At 66.8% G+C, this 20,718-nt stretch carries 22 protein-coding genes; 8 read left to right on the forward strand and 14 right to left on the reverse strand.

From position 1 onward, the window contains the following. Positions 1-8 precede the first annotated feature (8 nt). Complete coding sequence (locus tag ACQR1D_RS01265) at positions 9-1,079, reverse strand: DUF2336 domain-containing protein (RefSeq protein WP_434893677.1); 1,071 nt, start codon at positions 1,077-1,079, stop codon at positions 9-11. Between the two features lie 231 nt (positions 1,080-1,310). Between ACQR1D_RS01265 and ACQR1D_RS01270 the strand changes: the two genes are divergently transcribed. The 3 genes from ACQR1D_RS01270 to ACQR1D_RS01280 all read left to right on the forward strand — a co-directional run bounded on the left by ACQR1D_RS01270 (position 1,311) and on the right by ACQR1D_RS01280 (position 5,796). Next, positions 1,311-2,849 (forward strand): YifB family Mg chelatase-like AAA ATPase, encoded by a 1,539-nt coding sequence (locus ACQR1D_RS01270; protein ID WP_434838753.1) that lies wholly within the window; start codon positions 1,311-1,313, stop codon positions 2,847-2,849. Between the two features lie 99 nt (positions 2,850-2,948). Beyond that, a complete protein-coding gene (locus tag ACQR1D_RS01275; RefSeq protein WP_434838752.1) occupies positions 2,949-3,425 on the forward strand; it encodes a hypothetical protein in 477 nt (158 codons plus the stop codon). Between the two features lie 136 nt (positions 3,426-3,561). Further along, the gene (locus tag ACQR1D_RS01280; protein WP_434893676.1) at positions 3,562-5,796 is read left to right on the forward strand and encodes an ATP-binding protein; all 2,235 of its coding nucleotides are present in this window, start codon (positions 3,562-3,564) and stop codon (positions 5,794-5,796) included. A gap of 48 nt (positions 5,797-5,844) precedes the next feature. Here ACQR1D_RS01280 and coaA read toward each other — a convergent pair whose 3' ends face one another. The 7 genes from coaA to hisB all read right to left on the reverse strand — a co-directional run bounded on the left by coaA (position 5,845) and on the right by hisB (position 10,609). Next, on the reverse strand, positions 5,845-6,801 hold the full coding sequence (gene coaA, locus ACQR1D_RS01285; RefSeq protein ID WP_315800864.1) for a type I pantothenate kinase: 957 nt from the start codon (positions 6,799-6,801) through the stop codon (positions 5,845-5,847). Positions 6,802-6,833: 32 nt separating this feature from the next. Further along, on the reverse strand, positions 6,834-7,157 hold the full coding sequence (locus ACQR1D_RS01290; RefSeq protein WP_316183042.1) for a phosphoribosyl-ATP diphosphatase: 324 nt from the start codon (positions 7,155-7,157) through the stop codon (positions 6,834-6,836). A gap of 77 nt (positions 7,158-7,234) precedes the next feature. Beyond that, complete coding sequence (hisF, locus tag ACQR1D_RS01295; RefSeq protein ID WP_316183041.1) at positions 7,235-8,011, reverse strand: imidazole glycerol phosphate synthase subunit HisF; 777 nt, start codon at positions 8,009-8,011, stop codon at positions 7,235-7,237. Between the two features lie 11 nt (positions 8,012-8,022). Further along, positions 8,023-8,757, reverse strand: a complete 735-nt coding sequence (gene hisA / locus ACQR1D_RS01300) for a 1-(5-phosphoribosyl)-5-[(5-phosphoribosylamino)methylideneamino]imidazole-4-carboxamide isomerase (protein WP_434838750.1) — start codon at positions 8,755-8,757, stop codon at positions 8,023-8,025. 59 nt (positions 8,758-8,816) lie between these two features. Next, positions 8,817-9,467: an imidazole glycerol phosphate synthase subunit HisH gene (gene hisH, locus ACQR1D_RS01305; protein WP_316215433.1), complete on the reverse strand. Its 651-nt coding sequence runs from the start codon at positions 9,465-9,467 to the stop codon at positions 8,817-8,819. Further along, positions 9,464-9,988 carry a DUF2628 domain-containing protein gene (locus ACQR1D_RS01310; protein ID WP_315800869.1) on the reverse strand — a complete coding sequence of 175 codons (525 nt, stop codon included), beginning with the start codon at positions 9,986-9,988 and terminating at the stop codon, positions 9,464-9,466. Before ACQR1D_RS01310 ends, hisH begins: the two co-directional genes overlap by 4 nt. 27 nt (positions 9,989-10,015) lie before the next feature. Next, entirely contained in the window at positions 10,016-10,609 is a 594-nt protein-coding gene (gene hisB, locus ACQR1D_RS01315; RefSeq protein WP_434838749.1) for an imidazoleglycerol-phosphate dehydratase HisB, read from the reverse strand. Positions 10,610-10,804: 195 nt separating this feature from the next. On the opposite strand from hisB, the gene hslV reads away from it, so the two are divergent. The 4 genes from hslV (at position 10,805) to ACQR1D_RS01335 (ending at position 14,679) form a co-directional block, all read left to right on the forward strand. After that, positions 10,805-11,365 (forward strand): ATP-dependent protease subunit HslV, encoded by a 561-nt coding sequence (gene hslV / locus ACQR1D_RS01320; protein ID WP_434838748.1) that lies wholly within the window; start codon positions 10,805-10,807, stop codon positions 11,363-11,365. Between the two features lie 3 nt (positions 11,366-11,368). Beyond that, a complete protein-coding gene (locus ACQR1D_RS01325; RefSeq protein WP_434838747.1) occupies positions 11,369-11,968 on the forward strand; it encodes a DUF2585 domain-containing protein in 600 nt (199 codons plus the stop codon). Positions 11,969-12,018: 50 nt separating this feature from the next. Beyond that, entirely contained in the window at positions 12,019-13,323 is a 1,305-nt protein-coding gene (gene hslU, locus ACQR1D_RS01330) for an ATP-dependent protease ATPase subunit HslU (protein WP_434893675.1), read from the forward strand. 234 nt (positions 13,324-13,557) lie between these two features. Beyond that, positions 13,558-14,679 (forward strand): hypothetical protein, encoded by a 1,122-nt coding sequence (locus ACQR1D_RS01335; RefSeq protein WP_434838746.1) that lies wholly within the window; start codon positions 13,558-13,560, stop codon positions 14,677-14,679. A gap of 3 nt (positions 14,680-14,682) precedes the next feature. On the opposite strand, the gene ACQR1D_RS01340 is transcribed toward ACQR1D_RS01335, so the two are convergent. The 3 genes from ACQR1D_RS01340 to ACQR1D_RS01350 form a co-directional block, all read right to left on the reverse strand. Beyond that, positions 14,683-15,258: a Smr/MutS family protein gene (locus ACQR1D_RS01340; RefSeq protein ID WP_316183034.1), complete on the reverse strand. Its 576-nt coding sequence runs from the start codon at positions 15,256-15,258 to the stop codon at positions 14,683-14,685. Positions 15,259-15,270: 12 nt separating this feature from the next. Next, positions 15,271-16,905 (reverse strand): murein transglycosylase A, encoded by a 1,635-nt coding sequence (gene mltA / locus ACQR1D_RS01345; RefSeq protein WP_434838745.1) that lies wholly within the window; start codon positions 16,903-16,905, stop codon positions 15,271-15,273. 167 nt (positions 16,906-17,072) lie between these two features. Next, positions 17,073-17,774, reverse strand: coding sequence for a Tim44/TimA family putative adaptor protein (locus tag ACQR1D_RS01350; protein WP_315800876.1), 702 nt, complete (start codon positions 17,772-17,774; stop codon positions 17,073-17,075). A 383-nt stretch (positions 17,775-18,157) separates the two neighbouring features. On the opposite strand from ACQR1D_RS01350, the gene secB reads away from it, so the two are divergent. Beyond that, a complete protein-coding gene (gene secB, locus ACQR1D_RS01355) occupies positions 18,158-18,646 on the forward strand; it encodes a protein-export chaperone SecB (protein ID WP_315800877.1) in 489 nt (162 codons plus the stop codon). Between the two features lie 60 nt (positions 18,647-18,706). Here secB and dnaQ read toward each other — a convergent pair whose 3' ends face one another. The 3 genes from dnaQ to ACQR1D_RS01370 are packed head-to-tail and all read right to left on the reverse strand — an operon-like array spanning position 18,707 to position 20,707. Then, positions 18,707-19,405, reverse strand: a complete 699-nt coding sequence (gene dnaQ, locus ACQR1D_RS01360) for a DNA polymerase III subunit epsilon (RefSeq protein ID WP_434838744.1) — start codon at positions 19,403-19,405, stop codon at positions 18,707-18,709. A gap of 56 nt (positions 19,406-19,461) precedes the next feature. Further along, complete coding sequence (coaE, locus tag ACQR1D_RS01365) at positions 19,462-20,061, reverse strand: dephospho-CoA kinase (RefSeq protein WP_316183032.1); 600 nt, start codon at positions 20,059-20,061, stop codon at positions 19,462-19,464. Between the two features lie 37 nt (positions 20,062-20,098). Further along, positions 20,099-20,707, reverse strand: a complete 609-nt coding sequence (locus tag ACQR1D_RS01370; protein ID WP_315800880.1) for a Maf family protein — start codon at positions 20,705-20,707, stop codon at positions 20,099-20,101. Between the last annotated feature and the right edge of the window lie 11 nt (positions 20,708-20,718).

A 20,718-nucleotide genomic window follows, 5' to 3' on the forward strand; every position in this document is an offset into this window, starting at 1 on the left:
GCGCTCGCTCAGCGCGATTCGAGCCCGCGCACCTTCCACTGCGCTTCGGACAGCGCAAGCTTCTCGAAGCGCTTGCGCGCCTCCTCGAGGTCATCGGCTGGAAGCGCGTCGCAGCCGGGCCGGTCGCGCAGGATCATCGACGTCGTCGCCCAGCTCAGCCGTGCCGCCTTGCAGGCCAGCAGCAGATCCGTGAGGCGATCCTCCTCCAGCAGCGTTTCGATCGTCTCGATGGTGACGACGCAGAGCAGCGCCAGCGCCGCGATCACGGCAGGGAAATCGCCGGTGGCACAGAAGCGGTTGACGGCGGAGTCGCCGAGCTTGCCGGTGCGGCTGAGGGCGGCGACCTCAGCCTTGACCTGCTGATAGTCCCAGATCGCGCGCATCGCCGCGCCGGGCGAGCGGGTCGGCGTCGCCTGAAGGGTCGCGCGGGTCGCCGGCGGTGCGGCCTTGATGAAGCGGGCGCGGGCGCCCTCGCTGGCCGCGGCGACGAAGGCCCGCGACAGCTTGGCCGGCAGGTCGGTGCGCAGCGCGAGCTTCTCGGCGAGATCCTCATCGCGCTCGGCGATCTTGAACAGGCTGCGATAGCCATCCTCGGACAGCTTTGCTGTGAGGTTCTGCGCCAGCGCCATGCGCACCGCCGGAAAGCCGCGCGCGATCAGCTGCGTCGTGAGGTTGTCGCCGATGCCCCTGCGGCTGGCGAGCGCGACGAGATGCGCCGGGCTGCCGGTGCGGATGAACTCGGCGAGGTCGCGCTCGGTCAACACCGCCGCCTTGGCCAGCATCGGCCCGGCGACGCGCAATTCGGGGTGAACGGCGAGCATCCGCGCCGTCGCGTAAGGCGCGCGCTCGACGCCGGCGAGCGCCATGCTCAGCTCGGCCAGCAGTTCGGTCGCGACCTGCGGCATCAGCCGGGCGAACATCTGATCGTAGAGATCGAGCTGCTCGGCGGACGCCGGCCGCGGACCGGCCAGGAACAGGCTGGTGGTCCGGCGCAGCATGTCGGTGGCGAGCTCGGACACCGTCCGCGCATCACCGGCGGGCGTCTTGGCGGTCGGAGCTGCCGCGGGCGCTGGAGGCATCACACGTCCCTCGTTGGGCGCCTCTCGGCCGTGACGGAGGCGCGGGTCGATCATCGATTGCGGAAGAATGCGAAGGCCGGACTAAAGGGGCGTTAAGCCCAGCGGCCGGAGCTGCAACCTCACGCGGCTGTCGTTAATGGATTGCAGCAGAGCGCGGCAACGACAATGTTCCCGTATTGTTCTTGCGAACAATGCCTGCTTCCGCTAGCCTCCCTGCCCGGGAGGGGCATCATGGTCCAGCGCGTTTCCACCGTCGCCTTTGAGGGGATCGAGGCCCGCGCGGTCGACGTGCAGGTCCAGGTCGCGCCTGGCCTGCCGGCGTTCGCGATCGTTGGCCTGCCGGACAAGGCGGTGTCGGAGGCGCGCGAGCGGGTGCGCTCGGCGCTGATCGCCTCGGGGCTGGCGCTGCCGGCGCGGCGCATCACCGTCAACCTGGCGCCGGCCGACGTGCCGAAGGAAGGCAGCCATTACGACCTGCCGATCGCGCTCGGCCTGATGGCCGCGATCGGCGCCATTCCACCGGATGCGCTCGGCGGATTCACCGTGCTCGGCGAGCTCGGCCTCGACGGCTCGATCGCGCCGGTCGCCGGCGTGCTGCCCGCCGCCATCGGCGCCAATGGCCGCGAGGAAGGCCTGATCTGCCCGGCCGCCTGCGGCGCCGAGGCGGCGTGGGCGAGCCCCGATCTGCAGATCATCGCGGCGACATCGCTGATCCAGATCGCCAACCACTTCAAGGGCACGCAGGTGCTGTCGCGGCCGCAGCCGAAGATCCAGGAGGCGCCGGCCAGCCTGCTCGACCTGCGCGACATCAAGGGCCAGGAGAGCGGCAAGCGCGCGCTCGAGATCGCCGCCGCCGGCGGGCATCATCTCTTGATGATCGGCTCGCCGGGCGCCGGCAAGTCGATGCTGGCGGCGCGGCTGCCCTCGATCCTGCCGCCGCTGTCGCCGGCCGAGCTCTTGGAAGTGTCGATGATCGCCTCGGTCGCCGGCGAGATCGAGGGCGGCGCGCTGACCAACCGGCGGCCGTTCCGCAGCCCGCATCATTCCGCCAGCATGGCGGCGCTGACCGGCGGCGGCCTGCGCGCCCGCCCCGGCGAGATCTCGCTGGCGCATCAGGGCGTGCTGTTCCTCGACGAGTTGCCGGAGTTCGATCCGCGCGTGCTGGATTCGCTGCGGCAGCCGCTGGAGAACGGCGAGGTCTCGATCTCGCGCGCCAACCACCGCGTCACCTACCCTGCCCGCTTCATGCTGGTCGCGGCGATGAATCCATGCCGCTGCGGCAACGCCTTCGAGCCCGGCTATGCCTGCAAGCGCGGCCGCATCGACCGCTGCACGGCCGACTACCAGACGCGCATCTCCGGCCCGCTGATGGACCGCATCGATCTGCGCATCGAGGTCCCCGCCGTCACCGCCGCCGACCTGATCCTGCCGCCGTCCAAGGAAGGCTCGGCCGAGGTCGCTGCCCGCGTCGCCGCCGCGCGCGACCTGCAGCGCGAACGCTATGCCAAAGCGGGCCTGCCGCAGGTCAGGACCAATGCCGAAGCGCCCGCCGCCGTGCTCGACGAGATCGCCAAGCTCGACGCCCCCGGCCAGAAGCTGCTGCGCGAGGCCGCCGAGACGATGCGGCTGTCGGCGCGCGGCTATCACCGCGTGCTGCGCGTGGCGCGGACGCTCGCCGATCTCGATCACGCCGAGGCGATCGGCCGGCTGCATCTGGCCGAAGCGCTGTCGTATCGCGCGCTGGCGGAGGACAATCGTCACGCGGCGTGACTGCCCGCCCCTTCAACACTCTGGTAACGACTTCTCTTTACGCTCCGACAACCATAAGGCCCGCGTTTCGTCCTCGGGCCTGCCGCGTCGGTGCGTATCATGTTGCGTTTCAAGGTCATCGTTTCGGCCGTGCCGCTGATCGCGGCCGTGGTCTTCGCCAAGATCGAATTGGCGCCCTCCCCCCAGCCCTGCATTGCCGTCGGCGCCGACTCCGTCGCGCTCGGCTCGGCGCCGTTCCACGCCGATCTGCATGTCGATTTCACCGATGATCCGGGGCTGGCGACGGTGCGCGTGGCGCTGGCCGACAGTCCGGAGACGGCCGATGTCGTCGTGGTCGACGATGCGCCCGTGACGGAGGACCAGGGTTGCGGCATCACGGCAGCCACCCAGCTCGTCGCCATCGCTGCCGACCCGCGTCCCGGCACGTCCCTGATCTATCTCGCCCGTGATGATGCCGATGGCCGCGCCGACTATCGCATCTACGTCCGCTCCAGCCACACGACGGCCGGGGACGCTGCCGCATTGATCGTCGCGGCCCGTAATCATTTCTCATCGCCGGCCAACCCGGTTCTGTGACTCGGGCTAACGCCCGGTTCACCATCTCTGCACCGCCGGCTGGCGTGGGCATGACCTTTCAAAGTCTCAGCAATACCGACGCCGCATGGTGCGGGGTCGGCGAGGACATTGGGATCGGAAGCTGGGGGTGATCGAGATGGGACCGATTTTTCACGTCAGGCTGCGCCTGCGCCGGTTCATGCGCCGTCACCGCACCATCTTCGCGATCCTGCGCTCGCTGATGATCTTCTCCGCCGGCTTCGGCGGCGCCTACGGCTTCATCAAGGCCAGCGTCTCCCCGAACTCCGGCTACAATCCGCACGCCTTCGCGATCGGCGCCAGCTTCCTGTTCGCGCTCGCCTGCGTCGGCCTGGCCACGCTCAGCATGCGGCTGCGCTTCGTCGCCAGGAAGCTGCACAAGATCGCGCTTCACAACGAGGTGCTGGCCGACCGGAACTGGGAGCTCCAGGAAGCCGAGCAGCGCGCCCGCAATCTGTTCGAGCAGCAGGGCGACCTCATCGTCATGCGTGCGCGCGACGGCAGCATCATCTTCGTCAACGACGCCTATTGCCGGATGGCGGGTCTCGACCGCGACAAGCTGCTCGGCAGCGCGTTCACCTTCCAGCTGATCGAGCAGGGCGACAGCGCGCTGGAGCCGAGCGGCACCCGCGTCCACGACCAGCGCATCGAGAGCGCGATCGGGCCGCGCTGGATCGCGTGGCGCGAGGCGCTGGTGCGCTCCGACGCCGGCCAGCCCGCCGTGCTGCAATGCGTAGGCCGCGACGTCACCGACCGCACCGAAACCGAGCGCGCGCTGGCGGAGGCGCGCGACCAGGCCAACGCCGCGAACCGCGCCAAGTCGCGCTTCCTGGCGATGGCGAGCCACGAGATCCGCACGCCGCTGAACGGCATCCTCGGCATGAGCGGCCTGTTGCTCGACACGCAGCTCACGCCGGAGCAGACGACCTACGCCAAGGCGGTCCGCACCTCGGGTGAGGCCTTGATGTCGCTGATCAACGAGCTGCTCGACTATTCCAAGATCGAGGCCGGCAAGCTGGCGCTCGAGGCGCAGCCGTTCTCGCTGGCGGCGCTGATCGAGGAGATCGCCGAATTGCTGGCGCCGCGCGCGCAGGCCAAGCAGTTGGAGATCGCGGCCTATCTCGACGAGCGGCTGCCGACCTGGGTGACGGGCGACGCCGCGCGGCTGCGCCAGGTGCTGCTCAACCTCGCCGGCAACGCCATCAAGTTCACCGCGACGGGCGGCGTTGCGCTGATCGCCGAGCCCGGCATCTGGCCGAACGAGATCAGCTTCCAGGTGCGCGACACCGGCATCGGCATCGCAGCCGACGCGCAGGAGCGCATCTTCCGCGAATTCGAGCAGGCCGACGACAGCGTGGCGCGCAGCTTCGGCGGCACCGGGCTCGGGCTCGCGATCTCCGACCGGATCGTCAAGCGCATGGGCGGGCGCATTTCGCTGCAAAGCCAGCTCGGCGCCGGCTCGACCTTCGAGGTGGCGGTGCCGCTGCCGCCGGCGCTGGAGCGCGGCGAGCAGAACAGCTTCCGCGGCCCCGACCTCGCCGGACAGTCGATCATGCTGGTCGCGCCGGCCGGGCTGCAGGCCGAGCTGATCGAACGGCGCCTGCAGAACTGGGGCGCGCAGACCTGCCTGGTCGCGGAGGCCGAGGTGGCGGAGGCCCTGCTGCCCGAACGCGCTTGGCATGCCGTGCTGGTCGACGATGCCATCGGCAGCGATGAATCGCTGCGTCTGGGCCGGGTCGCGCACCACCATACGACACGGCTGATCGTGCTGGTGACGCCGGCGAGCCGCCACGAGCTGGCACCGGCGGCGCCATTCCACGGCTATCTCGTCAAGCCGCTGCGCGCCGCTTCGCTCGCCGCGCGCGTGAGCTTCGACACCGACGGCACGGTCCTCGCCGACGATCCAGTCCCGACGATCGCGCCGCCGATCGCGGCTCAGGCCGGCGCGGGCCTGTCGATCCTCGTCGCCGAGGACAACGACATCAACGCGCTCCTGATGCGCTCGCTGCTGACCAAGCTCGGCCATCACGCCGACATCGCCGTGCATGGCGAAGCGGCGCTGGACTCCTGGCTCGCGGCACGCTCGGCCGGCGCGCCGTACGATCTGATCCTGATGGATGTGCAGATGCCGAAGCTCGACGGCATCGCTGCCGCCAGGCGCATCCGCGCCATCGAGGCCAGCGAGCCCGGCGGGCGCACCCCGATCCTGGCGCTGACGGCCAACGCGCTGGTCGAGGACCGCTACGCCTGCTTCGAGGCGGGCATGGATGGGTTCCTGGTCAAGCCGATCGATCGCGACAAGCTCGACGAGGCGCTGGCGAATCTGGCGGCGGCGCGACAGGTGCCAGCGTAAGGAATTAGTTGGGGCGGATCAGCCCGGCGCCGCGCCCGCCGGCCCCGTTTACAACCGCCTCAGCGCCACCGTCTCGATCTCGTGATCCGCGCCCTTCTTCAGGATCAGGGTCGCGCGCGGCCGTGTCGGGAGGATGTTGTCCTCGAGATTGGCCAAGTTGGTGCGCTCCCAGATCGCGATCGCGGTGGCGATGGCCTCCTCGTCCGACAGCAGCGCGTAGCGGTTGAAGTAGGACCTGGGATCATGGAACGCCGTGTCGCGCAGCGACAGGAAGCGCTTGACGTACCATTTGCGCAGGATCGCCTCGTCGGCATCGATATAGACCGAGAAGTCGAAGAAGTCGGAGACGACCGGCACGGCCTTGCCGTCGCGCGGCAGCGGACCGGTCTGCAGCACGTTGACGCCTTCGACGATGAGGATGTCCGGCTGGTCGATCTCGGTCCACTGATTGGGGACGATGTCGTAGCTCAGATGGGAATACACCGGCGCGCGCACCGGATGGCGGCCGGCCTTGATGTCGGAGAGAAAGCCGAGCAGCCGCGGCAGGTCATAGCTTTCCGGAAAGCCCTTCTTCTGCATCAGGCCCTGCCGCTCCAGCACCGCGTTCGGATACAGGAAGCCGTCGGTGGTGATGAGATCGACCTTGGGCCGCGGCGACCAGCGGGTCAGCAACGCCTGCAGCACGCGCGCGGTGGTCGACTTGCCGACCGCCACCGAGCCGGCGACGCCGATGATGTAGGGCATCTTGCGGTCGCGGATGCCGAGGAACTGGCGCTGCGCGTAGTACAGCCGCTGCGCCGCGTCGACATACATCGACAGCAGTCGCGACAGCGGGAGGTAGATGTCCTCGACCTCCTGAAGGTCGAGACGATCGTGCATCGACCGCAGCTTGGAGAACTCGCCGGGCTCCAAGGTCATCGGCGTGTCGTTGCGCAGCTCGGCCCATTGTTCGCGGGTGAAGACGCGGTACGGATTATATTGTTGTTCGGTGGTGCGCATATCCATGACGCTGCCCTTCGTTTCCCCGCCGTCGCGCCCTACTCCGTCTTGCGCGACGCCTTTTCTTCCAGTCCCGATTGACCGGTGCGCTTGCCGAGCGCCGCCTCGACCTCCTCGAGCCGGACGTCGCGCGACTTCAACAACACCAACAGATGAAAAAGCAGATCGGCGCTTTCGGAGATCAGATGCTCGCGGTCGGTGCCAACAGCGGCAATGACGGTCTCGACCGCCTCCTCGCCCATCTTCTTGGCGCATTGCGGCGGCCCCTTGTCGAGCAGCTTGCGCGTATAGGACGCCTCGCCGCCCGCCGCGGCGCGCGCGTCGATGATGGCAGCGAGATCGTGAAGCGTGAAGCGGGACATCAGCCGGTACTCGGAACGCCTGCCCGACCACGGCGGCCGGACCAGCGTTCATCTAACATTTTTGCGACGCAATGTCGTCAGGGATCGAGCCGCATCGGCAGGCCCTGGCGCACCATGTGCTCCTTGGCCTGCCGGATGGTAAATTCCCCGAAATGGAAGATCGACGCCGCCAGCACCGCGGTCGCGCGGCCCTCGCGGATGCCGTCCACCAGATGATCGAGGTTACCGACACCCCCGGAGGCGATCACCGGCACCGGGACGCTGTCGGCGACCGCCCGGGTCAGCGGCAGGTCGAAGCCTTGGCGGGTGCCGTCGCGGTCCATCGAGGTCAACAGGATCTCCCCTGCCCCCAGCGATACCACCTCCTGGGCGTATTCCAGCGCGTCGATGCCGGTCGATTTGCGGCCGCCATGGGTGAAGATCTCCCAGCGGCTGCCGCCGCCAGGGCGCGACACGGACTTGGCGTCGATCGCGACCACGATGCACTGCTCGCCGAACTTCTCGGCCGCCTCCTTGACGAATTCGCGCCTGCTCACCGCGGCCGAATTGATCGAGACCTTGTCGGCGCCGGAACGCAGCAGGGTCTTGATGTCGTCGATGGTGCGCACGCCACCGCCGACCGTGACCGGCATGAAGCAGGCCTCCGCCGTGCGCCGGACGACGTCCAGCATGATGCCGCGGTTCTCATGGGTGGCGGTGATGTCGAGGAAGCAGAGCTCGTCGGCGCCTGCGGCGTCATAGGCGATCGCCGCCTCCACCGGATCGCCGGCATCGCGCAGGTTGACGAAGTTGACGCCCTTGACGACCCGTCCGTCCTTGACGTCGAGGCAGGGAATGACGCGGACCTTGAACATCCTGTTTCCTCCTACGCACGCGCCGCGCGGATCAGCGCCAGTGCTTCCGCGGGATCGAGGCGGCCGTCATAGAGCGCGCGGCCAGCGATGGCGCCTTCGAGCTTTTTCGCCCGTGGTGTCAGCATCGCCTTGACGTCCTCGATCGAGGCCAGGCCGCCGGAGGCAATCACGGGGATCGAGATGGCGTCACCGAGCGCGATCGTCGCCTCGAGATTGAGGCCCTTGAGCAGGCCGTCGCGCGCGATGTCGGTGAAGATGATCGCGGCGACGCCGGCGTCCTCGAAACGCCTGGCGATGTCGAGCGCCGTGACCTCGGAGGTCTCGGCCCAGCCTTCGACCGCGACCTTGCCGTCGCGGGCATCGAGTCCGACGGCGACGCGGCCAGGGAAGGCCTTGGCTGCGGTCTTCACCAGCTCGGGATCGCGCACCGCCGCGGTGCCGATGATGACACGGGTGATGCCTTTGCTGAGCCAGGCCTCCACCGTCTTGAGATCGCGGATGCCGCCGCCGAGCTGCACCGGCATCTTGACGACTTTCAACATCGCCTCGACCGCATGCGCATTCATCGGCTTGCCGGCGAAGGCGCCGTCGAGATCGACGACGTGGAGATAGTCGAAGCCCTGGTCGGCGAAGCTCTTGGCTTGCGCAGCGGGATCGAGATTGAACACGGTGGCGCGCTCCATGTCACCCTGCTCCAGGCGCACGCATTGGCCGTTCTTCAGATCGATGGCAGGAAAAAGGATCATCGGAGCTGTCTTTCAGGCAAGCGCCCTGCCCGCCTCCTGGACGGACAGGCGCGCTGCGCTCACGGCTTCCACTTCAGGAAGTTGGAAATGAGGGCGAGACCGAAACGCTGGCTCTTCTCGGGATGGAATTGCGTGCCGATCGCGGTGTCCTTGCCGACGATCGCGGTGACCGGACCGCCGTAGTCCGCGCGCGCCAGCACGTCGTTCTCGTTGACGGCATTCAAGTGATAGGAGTGCACGAAGTAGGCGTGCAGGCCCTTCGGCCCGAGCGGCAGCCGCTCCAGCACCGGATGCTCTTGCAGCACATCGAGCGTGTTCCATCCCATGTGCGGGATCTTCAGGCTCTCGTCGCGAGGCGTGATCTTCTCGACGTCGCCGGAGACCCAGTCGAAGCCGTCGGTGGTGACGTGCTCCTTGCCGCGCGTCGCCATCAGCTGCATGCCGACGCAGATGCCGAAGAACGGCCGCGCCTTGTGGCGCACGGCTTCGGTCATCGCCTCCAGCATGCCGTCGACGGAGTCGAGACCGCGGCGGCAGTCGGCGAAGGCGCCGACGCCGGGCAGCACGATGCGGTCGGCGCGATACACCGTATCCGGATCGCGGGTCACCACGACCTTCTGCGGATCCGCCATGCCGCGCGCGGCGCGCTCGAACGCCTTGGCGGCGGAATGCAGATTGCCGGAGCCGTAATCGATGATCGCGACACTCATCGTCCACCTCCGGGTTCTGGGAACAAGCCAATGATGCTGGCATGCGGCAGCGGCGGCGGGTGCTGCCCATTGCCATTGTCACGCGAGGGCGGCGGTGCGCCGCGATCGACGGTGTAGTTGCTGTAGCCGAGATCGCTGCGCCGGGCGGCCCAGCGCTCGAAGAAGCGGCGCTCGGCGGCATCGAGATCGTCGGCCACGACGACGTCGAGCTGGCGCCAATTGCCGCGCGAATAGCTCCAGCGCTTCAGGCTCGAGGCTTCGAGCCCGAGCAGGATCGCAAGCAACAGATCGATCCCGGCAATCGCGGCACCGCTGACGCCGACGCGCACCAGGACGACGTCGAGCGCGATCATCAGCAGGGCCCAGACCAGCATCGCAAGCCAGAGGCGATGCCAGGCCAGCCAGACGGCGCCGAGCACGGCGGCCCAGAAATGGAAGCCATCGCGGATGAAGACGAAGCGATCGGTCGAGCGCAGATCGGCTCCGGCGGCGAGGGGAGCGTGAACCGTATAAACGGGCATGTCGAAATTCCCTTGGGAGGAGGGAGGTCAGCCGCCGAGCTGACCCTTGGTGGATGGCACTTCGCCCTTGTTGCGCGGGTCGATCGCGAGCGCAGTTCGCAGCGCCCGGGCCAGACCCTTGAAGCAGGATTCGGCGATATGATGGGCATTCTCGCCGTACAGCGTTTCGACATGCAAGGTGATGCCGGCGTTCATGGCGAACGCGTTGAACCACTCACGCACCAGCTCGGTGTCGAACTCGCCGATCTTGTCGCGCGCGAAGGTCGTGCGGAACACCAGCATCGGCCGGCCCGACACGTCGATCACGACGCGCGTCAGCGTCTCGTCCATCGGCATGTGGATCGAGGCGTAGCGGGTGATGCCGGCCATGTCGCCGAGCGCCTGACGCACGGCCTGGCCGAGGGCGATGCCGACATCCTCGGTGGTGTGGTGGAAATCGATATGCAGGTCGCCGGCCGCCTTGACGGTCATGTCGATGCGGGAATGCCGGGCCAGCAGATCCAGCATGTGATCGAAGAAGCCGATCCCGGTCGCGATGTTCACGACGCCGGTGCCGTCGAGGTTCACGGACACCTCGATCTCGGTCTCTTTGGTCTTGCGCTTGATGGTCGCGCTACGCATGGGGTCAGCTTTCCCTTGAAAACGCGGCCCTTTTATCAGGCGGATGACACCTTAGCTACTGCGGGATGACGCCCCTCGGCCCTGATCTCGGGCCATGGTGAGCGGATTTCAAGGCCCGCCAGGGCAGGGCAGGGACCCGGTAATTGTATCCCGACGCCTGAGCGCCTAAATCAGGGCATCAACCAGGGATCCCCCATGCACGCATCCTCGAACGAGCCCTCCGTCTGGCACGGCACCACGATCCTGACCGTCCGCAAGGGGGGCAGGGTGGTGATCGGCGGCGACGGCCAGGTCTCGATCGGCCAGACCGTGATCAAGTCCAACGCCCGCAAGGTGCGCAAGCTCGGCAAGGGCGACGTCATCGGCGGCTTCGCCGGCGCCACGGCCGACGCGTTCACCCTGTTCGAGCGGCTGGAGAGCAAGCTGGAGCAATATCCGGGGCAGCTGACCCGGGCCGCGGTCGAGCTCGCCAAGGACTGGCGCACCGACCGCTACCTGCGGCGGCTGGAGGCGATGATGATCGTGGCCGACAAGGAGGTCTCGCTGGTGCTGACCGGGACGGGCGACGTCCTGGAACCGGAGGCCGGCGTGATGGCGATCGGCTCCGGCGGCAACTATGCGCTGGCGGCCGCGCGGGCGCTGATCGACACCGACAAGGACGCCGAGAGCATCGTGCGCCGCTCACTCGACATCGCCGCCGACATCTGCGTCTACACCAACCGCAACATCACCATCGAAGCGCTGTCGGCCGAGTAGACGATGACCGCGGACGAGATCGGCGCCCCGTCCCGGCCTTGGTCCGGACCCTGGCTCATCCTGGCGCTCGGTCTGCTGGTGCTGCAGGCCGCACTGTTGTTCGCGCTGGGCCGGCTGCCGATCTGCGCCTGCGGCACCGTGAAGCTGTGGCACGGCGTGGTGCAGAGCTCGGAGAACTCCCAGCATCTCACCGACTGGTACACGTTCTCCCATGTCATTCACGGCTTCCTGTTCTATGCGCTGACCGCGCTGGTTCTGCCGTTTCTGCCGTGGCAGGGGCGGCTGATCATCGCGATGCTGATCGAGGGCGCCTGGGAGCTGGTCGAGAACTCCAGCTTCATCATCGAGCGCTATCGCGCCGCCACGATCTCGCTGGACTATTTCGGCGACAGCATCGTGAACTCCGTCGGCGACACCTTGGCGATGATGACCGGCTTCCTGCTGGCGCGGGTGCTGCCGGTCTGGCTGACCGTCGTGATCGCAATCGCGTTCGAGATCGGGGTCGGCCTGCACATCCGTGACAACCTGACCCTCAACATCCTGATGCTGATCCATCCAACCGAGGCGATCCGGCAGTGGCAGGCCGGGCCGCCGCTCCTGTGACGGCGGAAATCCGGCTTGCCCTCATCCCCGTCCGACCCTAGCTAGAGCCCATGACCGACTTTTCCCCCCGCGAAATCGTCTCCGAACTCGACCGCTACATCGTCGGCCAGGCCGACGCCAAGCGCGCCGTCTCCATCGCCCTGCGCAACCGCTGGCGCCGGCTGCAGCTCGATGCCGGCCTGCGCGAGGAGGTGCTGCCGAAGAACATCCTGATGATCGGCCCGACCGGCGTCGGCAAGACCGAGATCGCGCGGCGGCTGGCCAAGCTCGCGGGCGCGCCGTTCCTCAAGGTCGAGGCGACCAAGTTCACCGAGGTCGGCTATGTCGGCCGCGACGTCGAGCAGATCATTCGCGACCTCGTCGAGGTCGCGATCGTCCAGGTGCGCGAGCGCAAGCGCAAGGATGTCGCCGCCCGCGCCCAGCTCGCCGCCGAGGAGCGCGTGCTGGATGCGCTGGTCGGCGCCAATGCGAGTGCTGCGACGCGCGACTCGTTCCGCCGCAAGCTGCGCGCCGGCGAGCTGAACGACAAGGAAATCGAAATCGAGACGCAGTCCTCGGGCGGCGGCATGCCGATGTTCGAAATCCCAGGCATGCCGGGCGCGCAGATGGGTGCGATCTCGATCGGCGACATCTTCGGCAAGCTCGGCGGCCGAACCAAGACGCGGTGCGTGACGGTCGAGGCCTCGCACGACATCCTGATCGCGGAGGAATCCGACAAGCTGCTCGACAGCGACCAGCTGGTGCAGGAGGCGATCGGCGTGGTCGAGAACAACGGCATCGTGTTCCTCGACGAGATCGACAAGATCTGCGTGCGCGAGAACCGCGCCGGCGGCGACGTCTCGCGCGAGGGCGTGCAGCGCGACCTGCTGCCGCTGATCGAGGGCACGACGGTCTCGACCAAGCATGGCGCGGTCAAGACCGATCACGTCCTGTTCATTGCCTCGGGCGCGTTCCACATCGCCAAGCCCTCGGACCTCTTGCCGGAGCTGCAGGGACGATTGCCGATCCGGGTCGAGCTGCAGGCGCTGACGCGCGACGACATGCGGCGCATCCTGACCGAGCCGGAGGCATCGCTGATCAAGCAATATGTCGCGCTGATGCAGACCGAGGGCGTGACGCTCGACATCACCGACGATGCGATCGACGCGCTCGCCGACATCGCGGTTGCGGTGAATTCCACGGTCGAGAACATCGGCGCGCGCCGGCTGCAGACGGTGATGGAACGCGTGCTGGACGAGATCTCCTTCAACGCCTCCGACCGCGGCGGCGAGACGATGCGTGTCGACGCCGCCTATGTGCAGCAGCATATCGGCGACCTCGCCAAGAACACGGATCTCAGCCGGTTCATTTTGTAAGAGGCGTCGCCCTTCAGCCTCTGCGCTCTTTCGCACAGGCGTAGCGTCACCCTCCGCTGTCGTCCCCGCGAAGGCGGGGACCCATAACCACCGAAGCTGATTGTCACTCAAGATGGCGGCTCCAGCCCTGCCTCATCACGTACAGCGGTGGTTACGGGTCCCGGCTCAAGGCCGGGACGACAGCGGTGGGTGTGGCGGCGAGCTTGCCTCCATCTCTCACCGCTCGGACATCGCATGACGGCCGCCTACAGCCGGCACTGGCGCACGATGCTCGCCGTCAACGCCGCGGTCATGCTCGGCGTGTTCCTGCACAAGCTCACGCTGCCGCCCTACATTCCCTACATCCACCTGCTTGTCGACTATCACCACGGCTTCATCAAGCGCGCGCTGATCGGGGCCATCGTCGGGTTGTTCACGACGAAGGTGCCGGTGTGGCTGGTGTTCGCGTTGGCAGGCCTCGTCTGGCTGATCACGTTCGGATTGTTCGTCCAGCTATTCCGCCGAACATTCGGATTGAACAGCGCACAGCTCCCGCTGTTCGTCTTCACCGCTGGCTCGCCGTTCGTGTTCAAGAACTTCCTGTTCACGCTCGGGCACTTCGACGTCTATGGCTGTCTTGGTGCCATCATCCTGATGGTGGTGCCGGCGGGCTCGCTCGGCTACGTCCTGCTCGCTGCGCTGACCTCGGCGGTGCTGGTGCTGATCCATCACATCCATCTGCTGATGTACGTGCCCACCATCGCCGCCATCGTCGTGCTGCGCTACTACTTGCCGCGCAGGACGACGCGCCTCGACATGGCCGTCGGCGGAGCCGCACTGATCGGACTCGGCGCGCTGTTCCTAACGGCGCAGTTCCTCGGCACGATGCCGCTGCCGGAAGCGGACTTCACAGCATATCTGCGGACCCGCATGGCCGATCCGACACGCACCGAGCTCTTGCAGTTCGCTTACGTGTGGTACCAGCCACTGACGAAGGAGGTGCAGGACACCTGGGCAAGACTGCCGTCGAACCTGCTCGGCGTTCCCGTGTATGCGCTGCTGCTCTGGCTTCACGCGCCGCTCTGGCGCACTTTCAGGGACCTGATTGGCGCGCTGGAAGAGCAGCGCCATCGCCAGATCGTCATCGCCGCGCTGGTTGTCATCACTCTCGCTTACCTCGTGATGTTCGCGATGGTGTTCGACTATTCGCGCTGGATCTCGAGCTGGGTGGTCTGCATGGTGCTGATGCTGCACGCGGTGAAGACGCTGCCCACCACAAAGCCTGTGGCCCTCATCGACGCCGGCGACCGCACGACCACGATCCTGGGCTGGATCGTCACCGCCATCCCGCGCGTCGGCATCATCCGGCCGTTCTGAGGCTCAGCCCCGGGCGCGCCTGATCCGGACATAGAGCGCGCCGGCACCGCCATGTCCCACATGAGCCTCCTCGAAGCCGACAATCAGCGAGCGGAATTCCGGCAGGCTCAGCCAATGCGGCACCTGGCGCCGGAGCACGCCGCGTTCGGGATCCGCACCGATCGTACCCTTGCCGGTGATGACGAGCACGAAGGTGAGCCCGTCATGCTGGGCGCGATGCAGGAAATGATGCAGCGCCTGGTGCGCCCGGCTCTGGGTCATGCCGTGTAGATCGAGCCGCGCATCGATCTCGCTGCGGCCGCGCGACAGTTTCGAGCGCTCCTTGCGGCCGAGCGAGACCAGAGGCGGGATGGCCGGCCGGGCCGGCTTCGGCACGACCACCGGCGCGACCGGCCGCGGCGTCATCATCGGCTTGTCCGGCTGCGGCTCGGCCGTCACCATCGGAGGATGCGGCCGCACCGGACGCGGTGTCTTGCGCAGCGGCTTGACCTGGCGCGCCACCGTCTCCCACAGCGTACGCTCGTCCTCGGAGAGGCCACGCTTGCGACGGCCGCGGGGCGGCTCGGGATCTTCAGACATGGAGACGGCTTGTCATCGGCGGTTGCGGTGGCGCCTGCCATAACGCAATCGGCGGATATTGCGATCACTTTCGATACGGGGGCGGGCCTCGGGCAGGGGCACGGGCTGTGGTGCCACGACGTTCTGCGCCACCGTGGTCGCCGGGCTTGCGCTCGCGGCGGGAGCAGGGGCTTTCGCGTCGTTGACCGGAGAGGCGGCGGCTTTGTTGGCCTGGTTGGCCTGCCCCTGATCCTTCCCTTGATCCTTGACCTGATCCTTGGCTGCCTCCTTCGGCAGCACCTGCGGAAACAGTTTTGCGATCTTCTCCGACGGCCGTGCATCCGGCAGCGGCATCTTGCGGCCACGCGCAACCGGATCGAGGCTCTTCGGCACCAGCATCACGAACTGGATGCTGTGCTTGAGACGGCCGGAAACCTTGCCGGCGTCCTGGCCGGCGCCGAAATAGAGATCGGCCCGCGCAGGTCCGACGATCGCCGAGCCCGTATCCTGCGCGATCATCAGCCGGTGGAACGCCGTCTTCGACTTCTCGGATTCGATCGGCAGCTCGCCGGTGATGAAGAACGGCGTGCCATAGACGTGCAGCGACTTGTCGACCGCGATCGAGCGGCCCGGGGTCAGCGGAATGCCCTGCGCGCCGACCGCCTCGTCCTTCTCCGACAGCTGCACCTCGCGGAAGAAGATGTAGGAGCGGTTCATCCGCCGCAGCTCGTTGGCACCTTCCGGATTCTGCTCCATCCAGTCGCGGATGCGCTGCATCGACATCTGCTCGCGTGGAATGATGCCGCGCTCGATCAGGATGCGGCCGACCGGTGTGTAGGGAAGGCCATTATAGGCATCGTAGTTGATGCGAATGGTCGAGCCGTCGTCGAGACTGATGCGCGCCGATCCCTGGATCTGGGCAAACAGCAGGTCGGTCTGGTTCCTGAGCCACGCGATCTCCAGGCCGCGCCCCTCGATCGCACCGTCCTCGATCTCGGCGCGGTCGTAGTAGGGGACCAGCTTGCGCCGTCCGATCTTGCGATAGACGGGGCCCTTGTTGGGCAGACTCGTCGCATCCTGCTTGAAACCACGGACAAACAAATTGGAGGGCCGGCGATAGACTGGAACGTTGTAGACCTCATTCTGGGTCCGCGAGCCCTCGATGACGGGTTCGTAGTAGCCGGTGACGAAACCGTCGGCATCGCCGAGCTTGGAGATCCTCAGCGGCTCGAAGTGCCGTTCGAAAAAAGCCCTTGCCGCAGCATTGTCGGCGAGATCGGTGGCCCGAGCATCGCGACAGGGGTGGCGCAGGGAATCACCCAGCGCCTTACCATCCACCCTGCCATCCGGCGCTGCATCCGTCTTCGCGGCGATCGGCTTGCAGCTGGCGCGGAACGTCCGATAGGCCGCGAGCTGATCGTCGTCGTTCCAGCCGGGCACGTCGGTCCAATCCATCGGCAGGTACTGGCTGTTGCTGATCTCGAGCGGCCAGTCGAGCTGCGGGTAGGGCAGGTGGCGCATCGGCGGCGTCGCCGCCCGATGGCGCGCGCGAACCGCCTCGGCTGCATAGGGGGCGAGCGCCACGGCAGCGACGCTCAGGGCGAGCGCCGGCGTCCAGTAGGTCAGGCGGCGAGCGGTGAAACCCCGCTTCCAAATTTCGCGAACCATGCTTGCACCATCAAAGTACCACTCAACGCGAAATTCAGAGAAAACGGGATGCTGAAAAGATCCGTGTCAAAAATCGAGGATGCGCCTCTTCACGCGCCTCACGCAGCCGGTCGACAACGGGAGCAGGCGATCTCCCAATGTAACGCCAGCGGCGGCAGCCTATTCCATCAATGGCTGCCGGTTCCGACCAGCTTCCAGTTCGGATCGCGCGAGCCGGTGTCGCGGGCGAAAGTCCAGATGTCGGTGATGTCGGCGACCTTGTCCGGATTGCCGTCGACGATGTTGCCGCCCTTGTCACGTGTCACCGAGATCATCTGCGAGACGAAGCGCACGGTGACCTGCGCGGTGCGGTCGCGCAGCTCGGCGCCGACCAGTTCGGCGGTATCGATGGAGACGAAGCGGGTTTCGGTCTTCTGCTCCTGCTTCTCACGCTCCTTGATGACGGCGTCGAAACTCTCATAGACCTCGGACGACAACAGGTCGCGCAACGCGCGGCGATCGCCATTGGCAAACGCCAGCACGATCATCTCGTAGGCGCTGCGCGCGCCGGTCAGGAAATGGCGCGGATCGAACGAGGAGTCGTCGGCGACGATCGCATCGAGGCCACGGGCGAGCGGCGTGCCCGGCTCGGCCAAGCCACGCCAACGATCGCCCGGCGCCGGCATCTCGCCGCCGGGAACCGCAGCCGAGGGGTCGATGGGCTTGTTGGGAACCGGCATGACGTGGTTGTCCTGCGCGCCCTGGACCGCGTTTCGGGCGGCATGATCGAACGGCGTCCGCTCGCTCCCGGTGCGCTGCCCGAGCACGGCGCGCAGGCGGATGAAGATGAAGACCGCCAGCGCCAGGAAGATGATGGTATAAATGTCCACGTCGTGTTCGCTTTCTGACTTGTCGAGCCGAACGCGGAGCCCGGCCACCGGGCACCTGTTCTACAGGATCCAGGTAAAGACCCGTGAATCCCTGGTCGTCCCGGATGTAGTCATCGAATTGGGCCCGGCCAATGGCACATTGTGGCGCGCCGATCCTAACCCTTTTCCCCCTCTAGGGGAAATCCGATCGGCCCGGATTGGAACAGGGAACGCCCGTCGCTGGTTCCACCCGGCGGTCGATGCGACAAATAGAGGCATGCCGGCCGGATCGAGCGGTTGCCTCGGCCCTTGACGGCGTCGGTGGCTCGTCCTTGTGGAACAAGCCGGCCCTATGGTAGCCACGCGCCGCAACGACCCGCCCTTTTTGCCTGGAGAACACTGCGATGACCAACGGTAACGGCGCCACTCCCGACGCGGCTCCTCCTCCTCAACTGAACGTGCTGGCGCAATACATCAAGGATCTCTCGTTCGAGAATCCGAACGCTCCGCAGTCCCTGGCGCCGCAGGGTCAGCCGCCGCAGATCAACATCCAGATCAATGTCGGTGCCAATGCGCTGAATGACACCGAATACGAGGTGACGCTGACGATCGAGGGCAAGGCCGAGAGCGGCAGCCAGGTGATGTTCAGCTTCGAGCTGGTCTATGGCGGCGTGTTCCGGCTGGTCAACATCCCGCGCGAGAACCTGTCGCCGATGCTGCTGATCGAATGCCCGCGCCTGCTGTTCCCGTTCGCCCGCGAGATCGTCGCCAACTCGGTGCGCGACGGCGGCTTCCCGCCCCTGATGCTGGACCCGGTCGATTTCGTCGGCCTGTACCGCCAGAACATGGAGCGCCAGGCCGCGGCCCAGGGCGGCCAGGTGCTGTCGAGCTGATCGTTTCGCTCTTTAAAAATTTGATGTTTGCAGGGCGTGATCCGCCGCCGATCGGGCGGATCACTTGCCGGCGAGAAACTCCATCCAGATCGGCTTGTCGCCGAGGGTAGCGATGAAGGCGCGATGCGCCTCTCGCTCCGCCTCCGTGACCCGCGGCGACAGCGGCTGCTCTCGCTGACGGCGCGGCGTCTCGCCGGCGGACCCGATGCGGATCTCCTGGCTGTCCTGGGTCAGGATCAGCTGCGACTGCCGCGCCCCGACCAGATCGACATAGACCTCCGCCAGCAGCTCGGCGTCGAGCAACGCGCCGTGCTTGGTACGTCGTGAGTTGTCGATCGCATAGCGCGAGCAGAGGTCGTCGAGACGGTTCGACACGCCAGGATGCTTGCGACGCGCGAGCAGCAGCGTATCGACCAGACGATCCCTGGGAATGGCCGCGCGCTTGACCCGGTCGAGCTCGGCATTGATGAAGCCGATATCGAACGAGGCGTTGTGGATCACCAGCGGGGCATCGCCGATGAACTCCAGGAACTCCTCGACGACCTCGTGAAACAGCGGCTTGTCGGCCAGGAACTCGCTCGACAGGCCGTGAACCGCGAACGCTTCCGCCGGCATGTCGCGTTCGGGATTGATGTAGCGATGGTAGACTTGGCCGGTGGGCATGCGGTTGATGATTTCGACACAGCCGATCTCGACGAGGCGGTCGCCGCGCAGGGCGTCGAGGCCGGTGGTTTCGGTGTCGAGAACGATCTCACGCATCTGATTTGATCCGTCTGACTTGATCCGTCGAAATTCCGCGCGGCCGGATTTGCGAATCAGCCCCGGCGCTGCGGCATTCTAACGACCTCCGCCAGGATGTCGCGGATGCGTGCCCGCACCGGATCGAGCCCGTGCGAGGTATCCACGACGAAATCGGCGCGCTTGCGCTTCTCGGCATCCGGCATCTGCCGTGCGAGCAGCGCATCGAGCGCTTCGTCCGTCATCGTGCCGCGCGCCAGGATGCGCTGACGCTGGATCTCGGGCGAGGTCGACACCACCACCACGGCATCGACGCGCTTGTCGCCGCCGGTCTCGAACAGCAAGGGGACATCAACAACGGCAACGGGCACGCCGGACTGCTCGGCGTCATCGAGAAACTTCTGATGATAGGAGCGCAGCATCGGGTGCACGATCGCTTCGAGCCGGCGGATTGCGGCGGGATCGCCGACGACCTTGGCCGAGAGCCTGGCCCGATCCACCTTGCCGTCCACCGTGGTCCCGGGAAATTCGGCTTCGATCGCCGGCGCGGCTTCGGCTTCATAGACCTTATGAACGGTCGCGTCGGCGTCGTAGACCGGGACGCCGGCTTCGGCGAACAGCTTCGCGGTCGTCGACTTGCCCATGCCCATCGAGCCGGTCAGACCCAGCACTCTCATCCGCGGTCACTCCCCTTACGCGTGGCTGCGGTCGGCATCAGATCCTGAGCAGCTTCGCTTCGCGAAAATAGGCGAGCAGCGGCAACAGCGGCAGGCCGAGGATGGTGAAGTGATCGCCGTCGATCCGGTCGAACAGGTGCACCCCGAGCCCCTCCAATTGATAGGCGCCGACGCTGGATGTGACGGCGTCGCCGGCGGCATCGAGATAGGCGGCGATCTCGGCCTCAGAGAGGGCGCGCATCGTCATCCAGGCGACGGCGACGTGCGAGAACAGCACCTCGCCGTTGCGGACCACCGCGATGGCCGAGTGCAGCGCATGGGTGCGCCCGCCCAGCGCCAACAATTGCTGCATGGCATGCTGGCGGCCGGCCGGCTTGTTGAACATGCGCTCACCCAATGCGAGCGTCTGATCCGCGCCGACCACATAGGAATTGGGCCTGCTTGCCGAGACCGCAGCGGCCTTCGCATTGGCGAGGTGTAGCGCAATCTCGTAGGGCGCGACCAGGCCGGCTTCGGCCTGGACCGCGCGTTCGTCGATATCGGCCGGAAGCGCCTCACACGCGAGTCCTGCGTTCGCGAGCAGCATCCGCCGCGCGCGGCTCTGCGATGCCAGAATGAGAGGCTCGTCACTGCACCAGATGGACATTGATCCGCTCA

Origin of the sequence: Bradyrhizobium sp. HKCCYLRH2047, assembly GCF_051168175.1 — a bacterium.
In the GTDB taxonomy this organism is placed as follows: domain Bacteria; phylum Pseudomonadota; class Alphaproteobacteria; order Rhizobiales; family Xanthobacteraceae; genus Bradyrhizobium.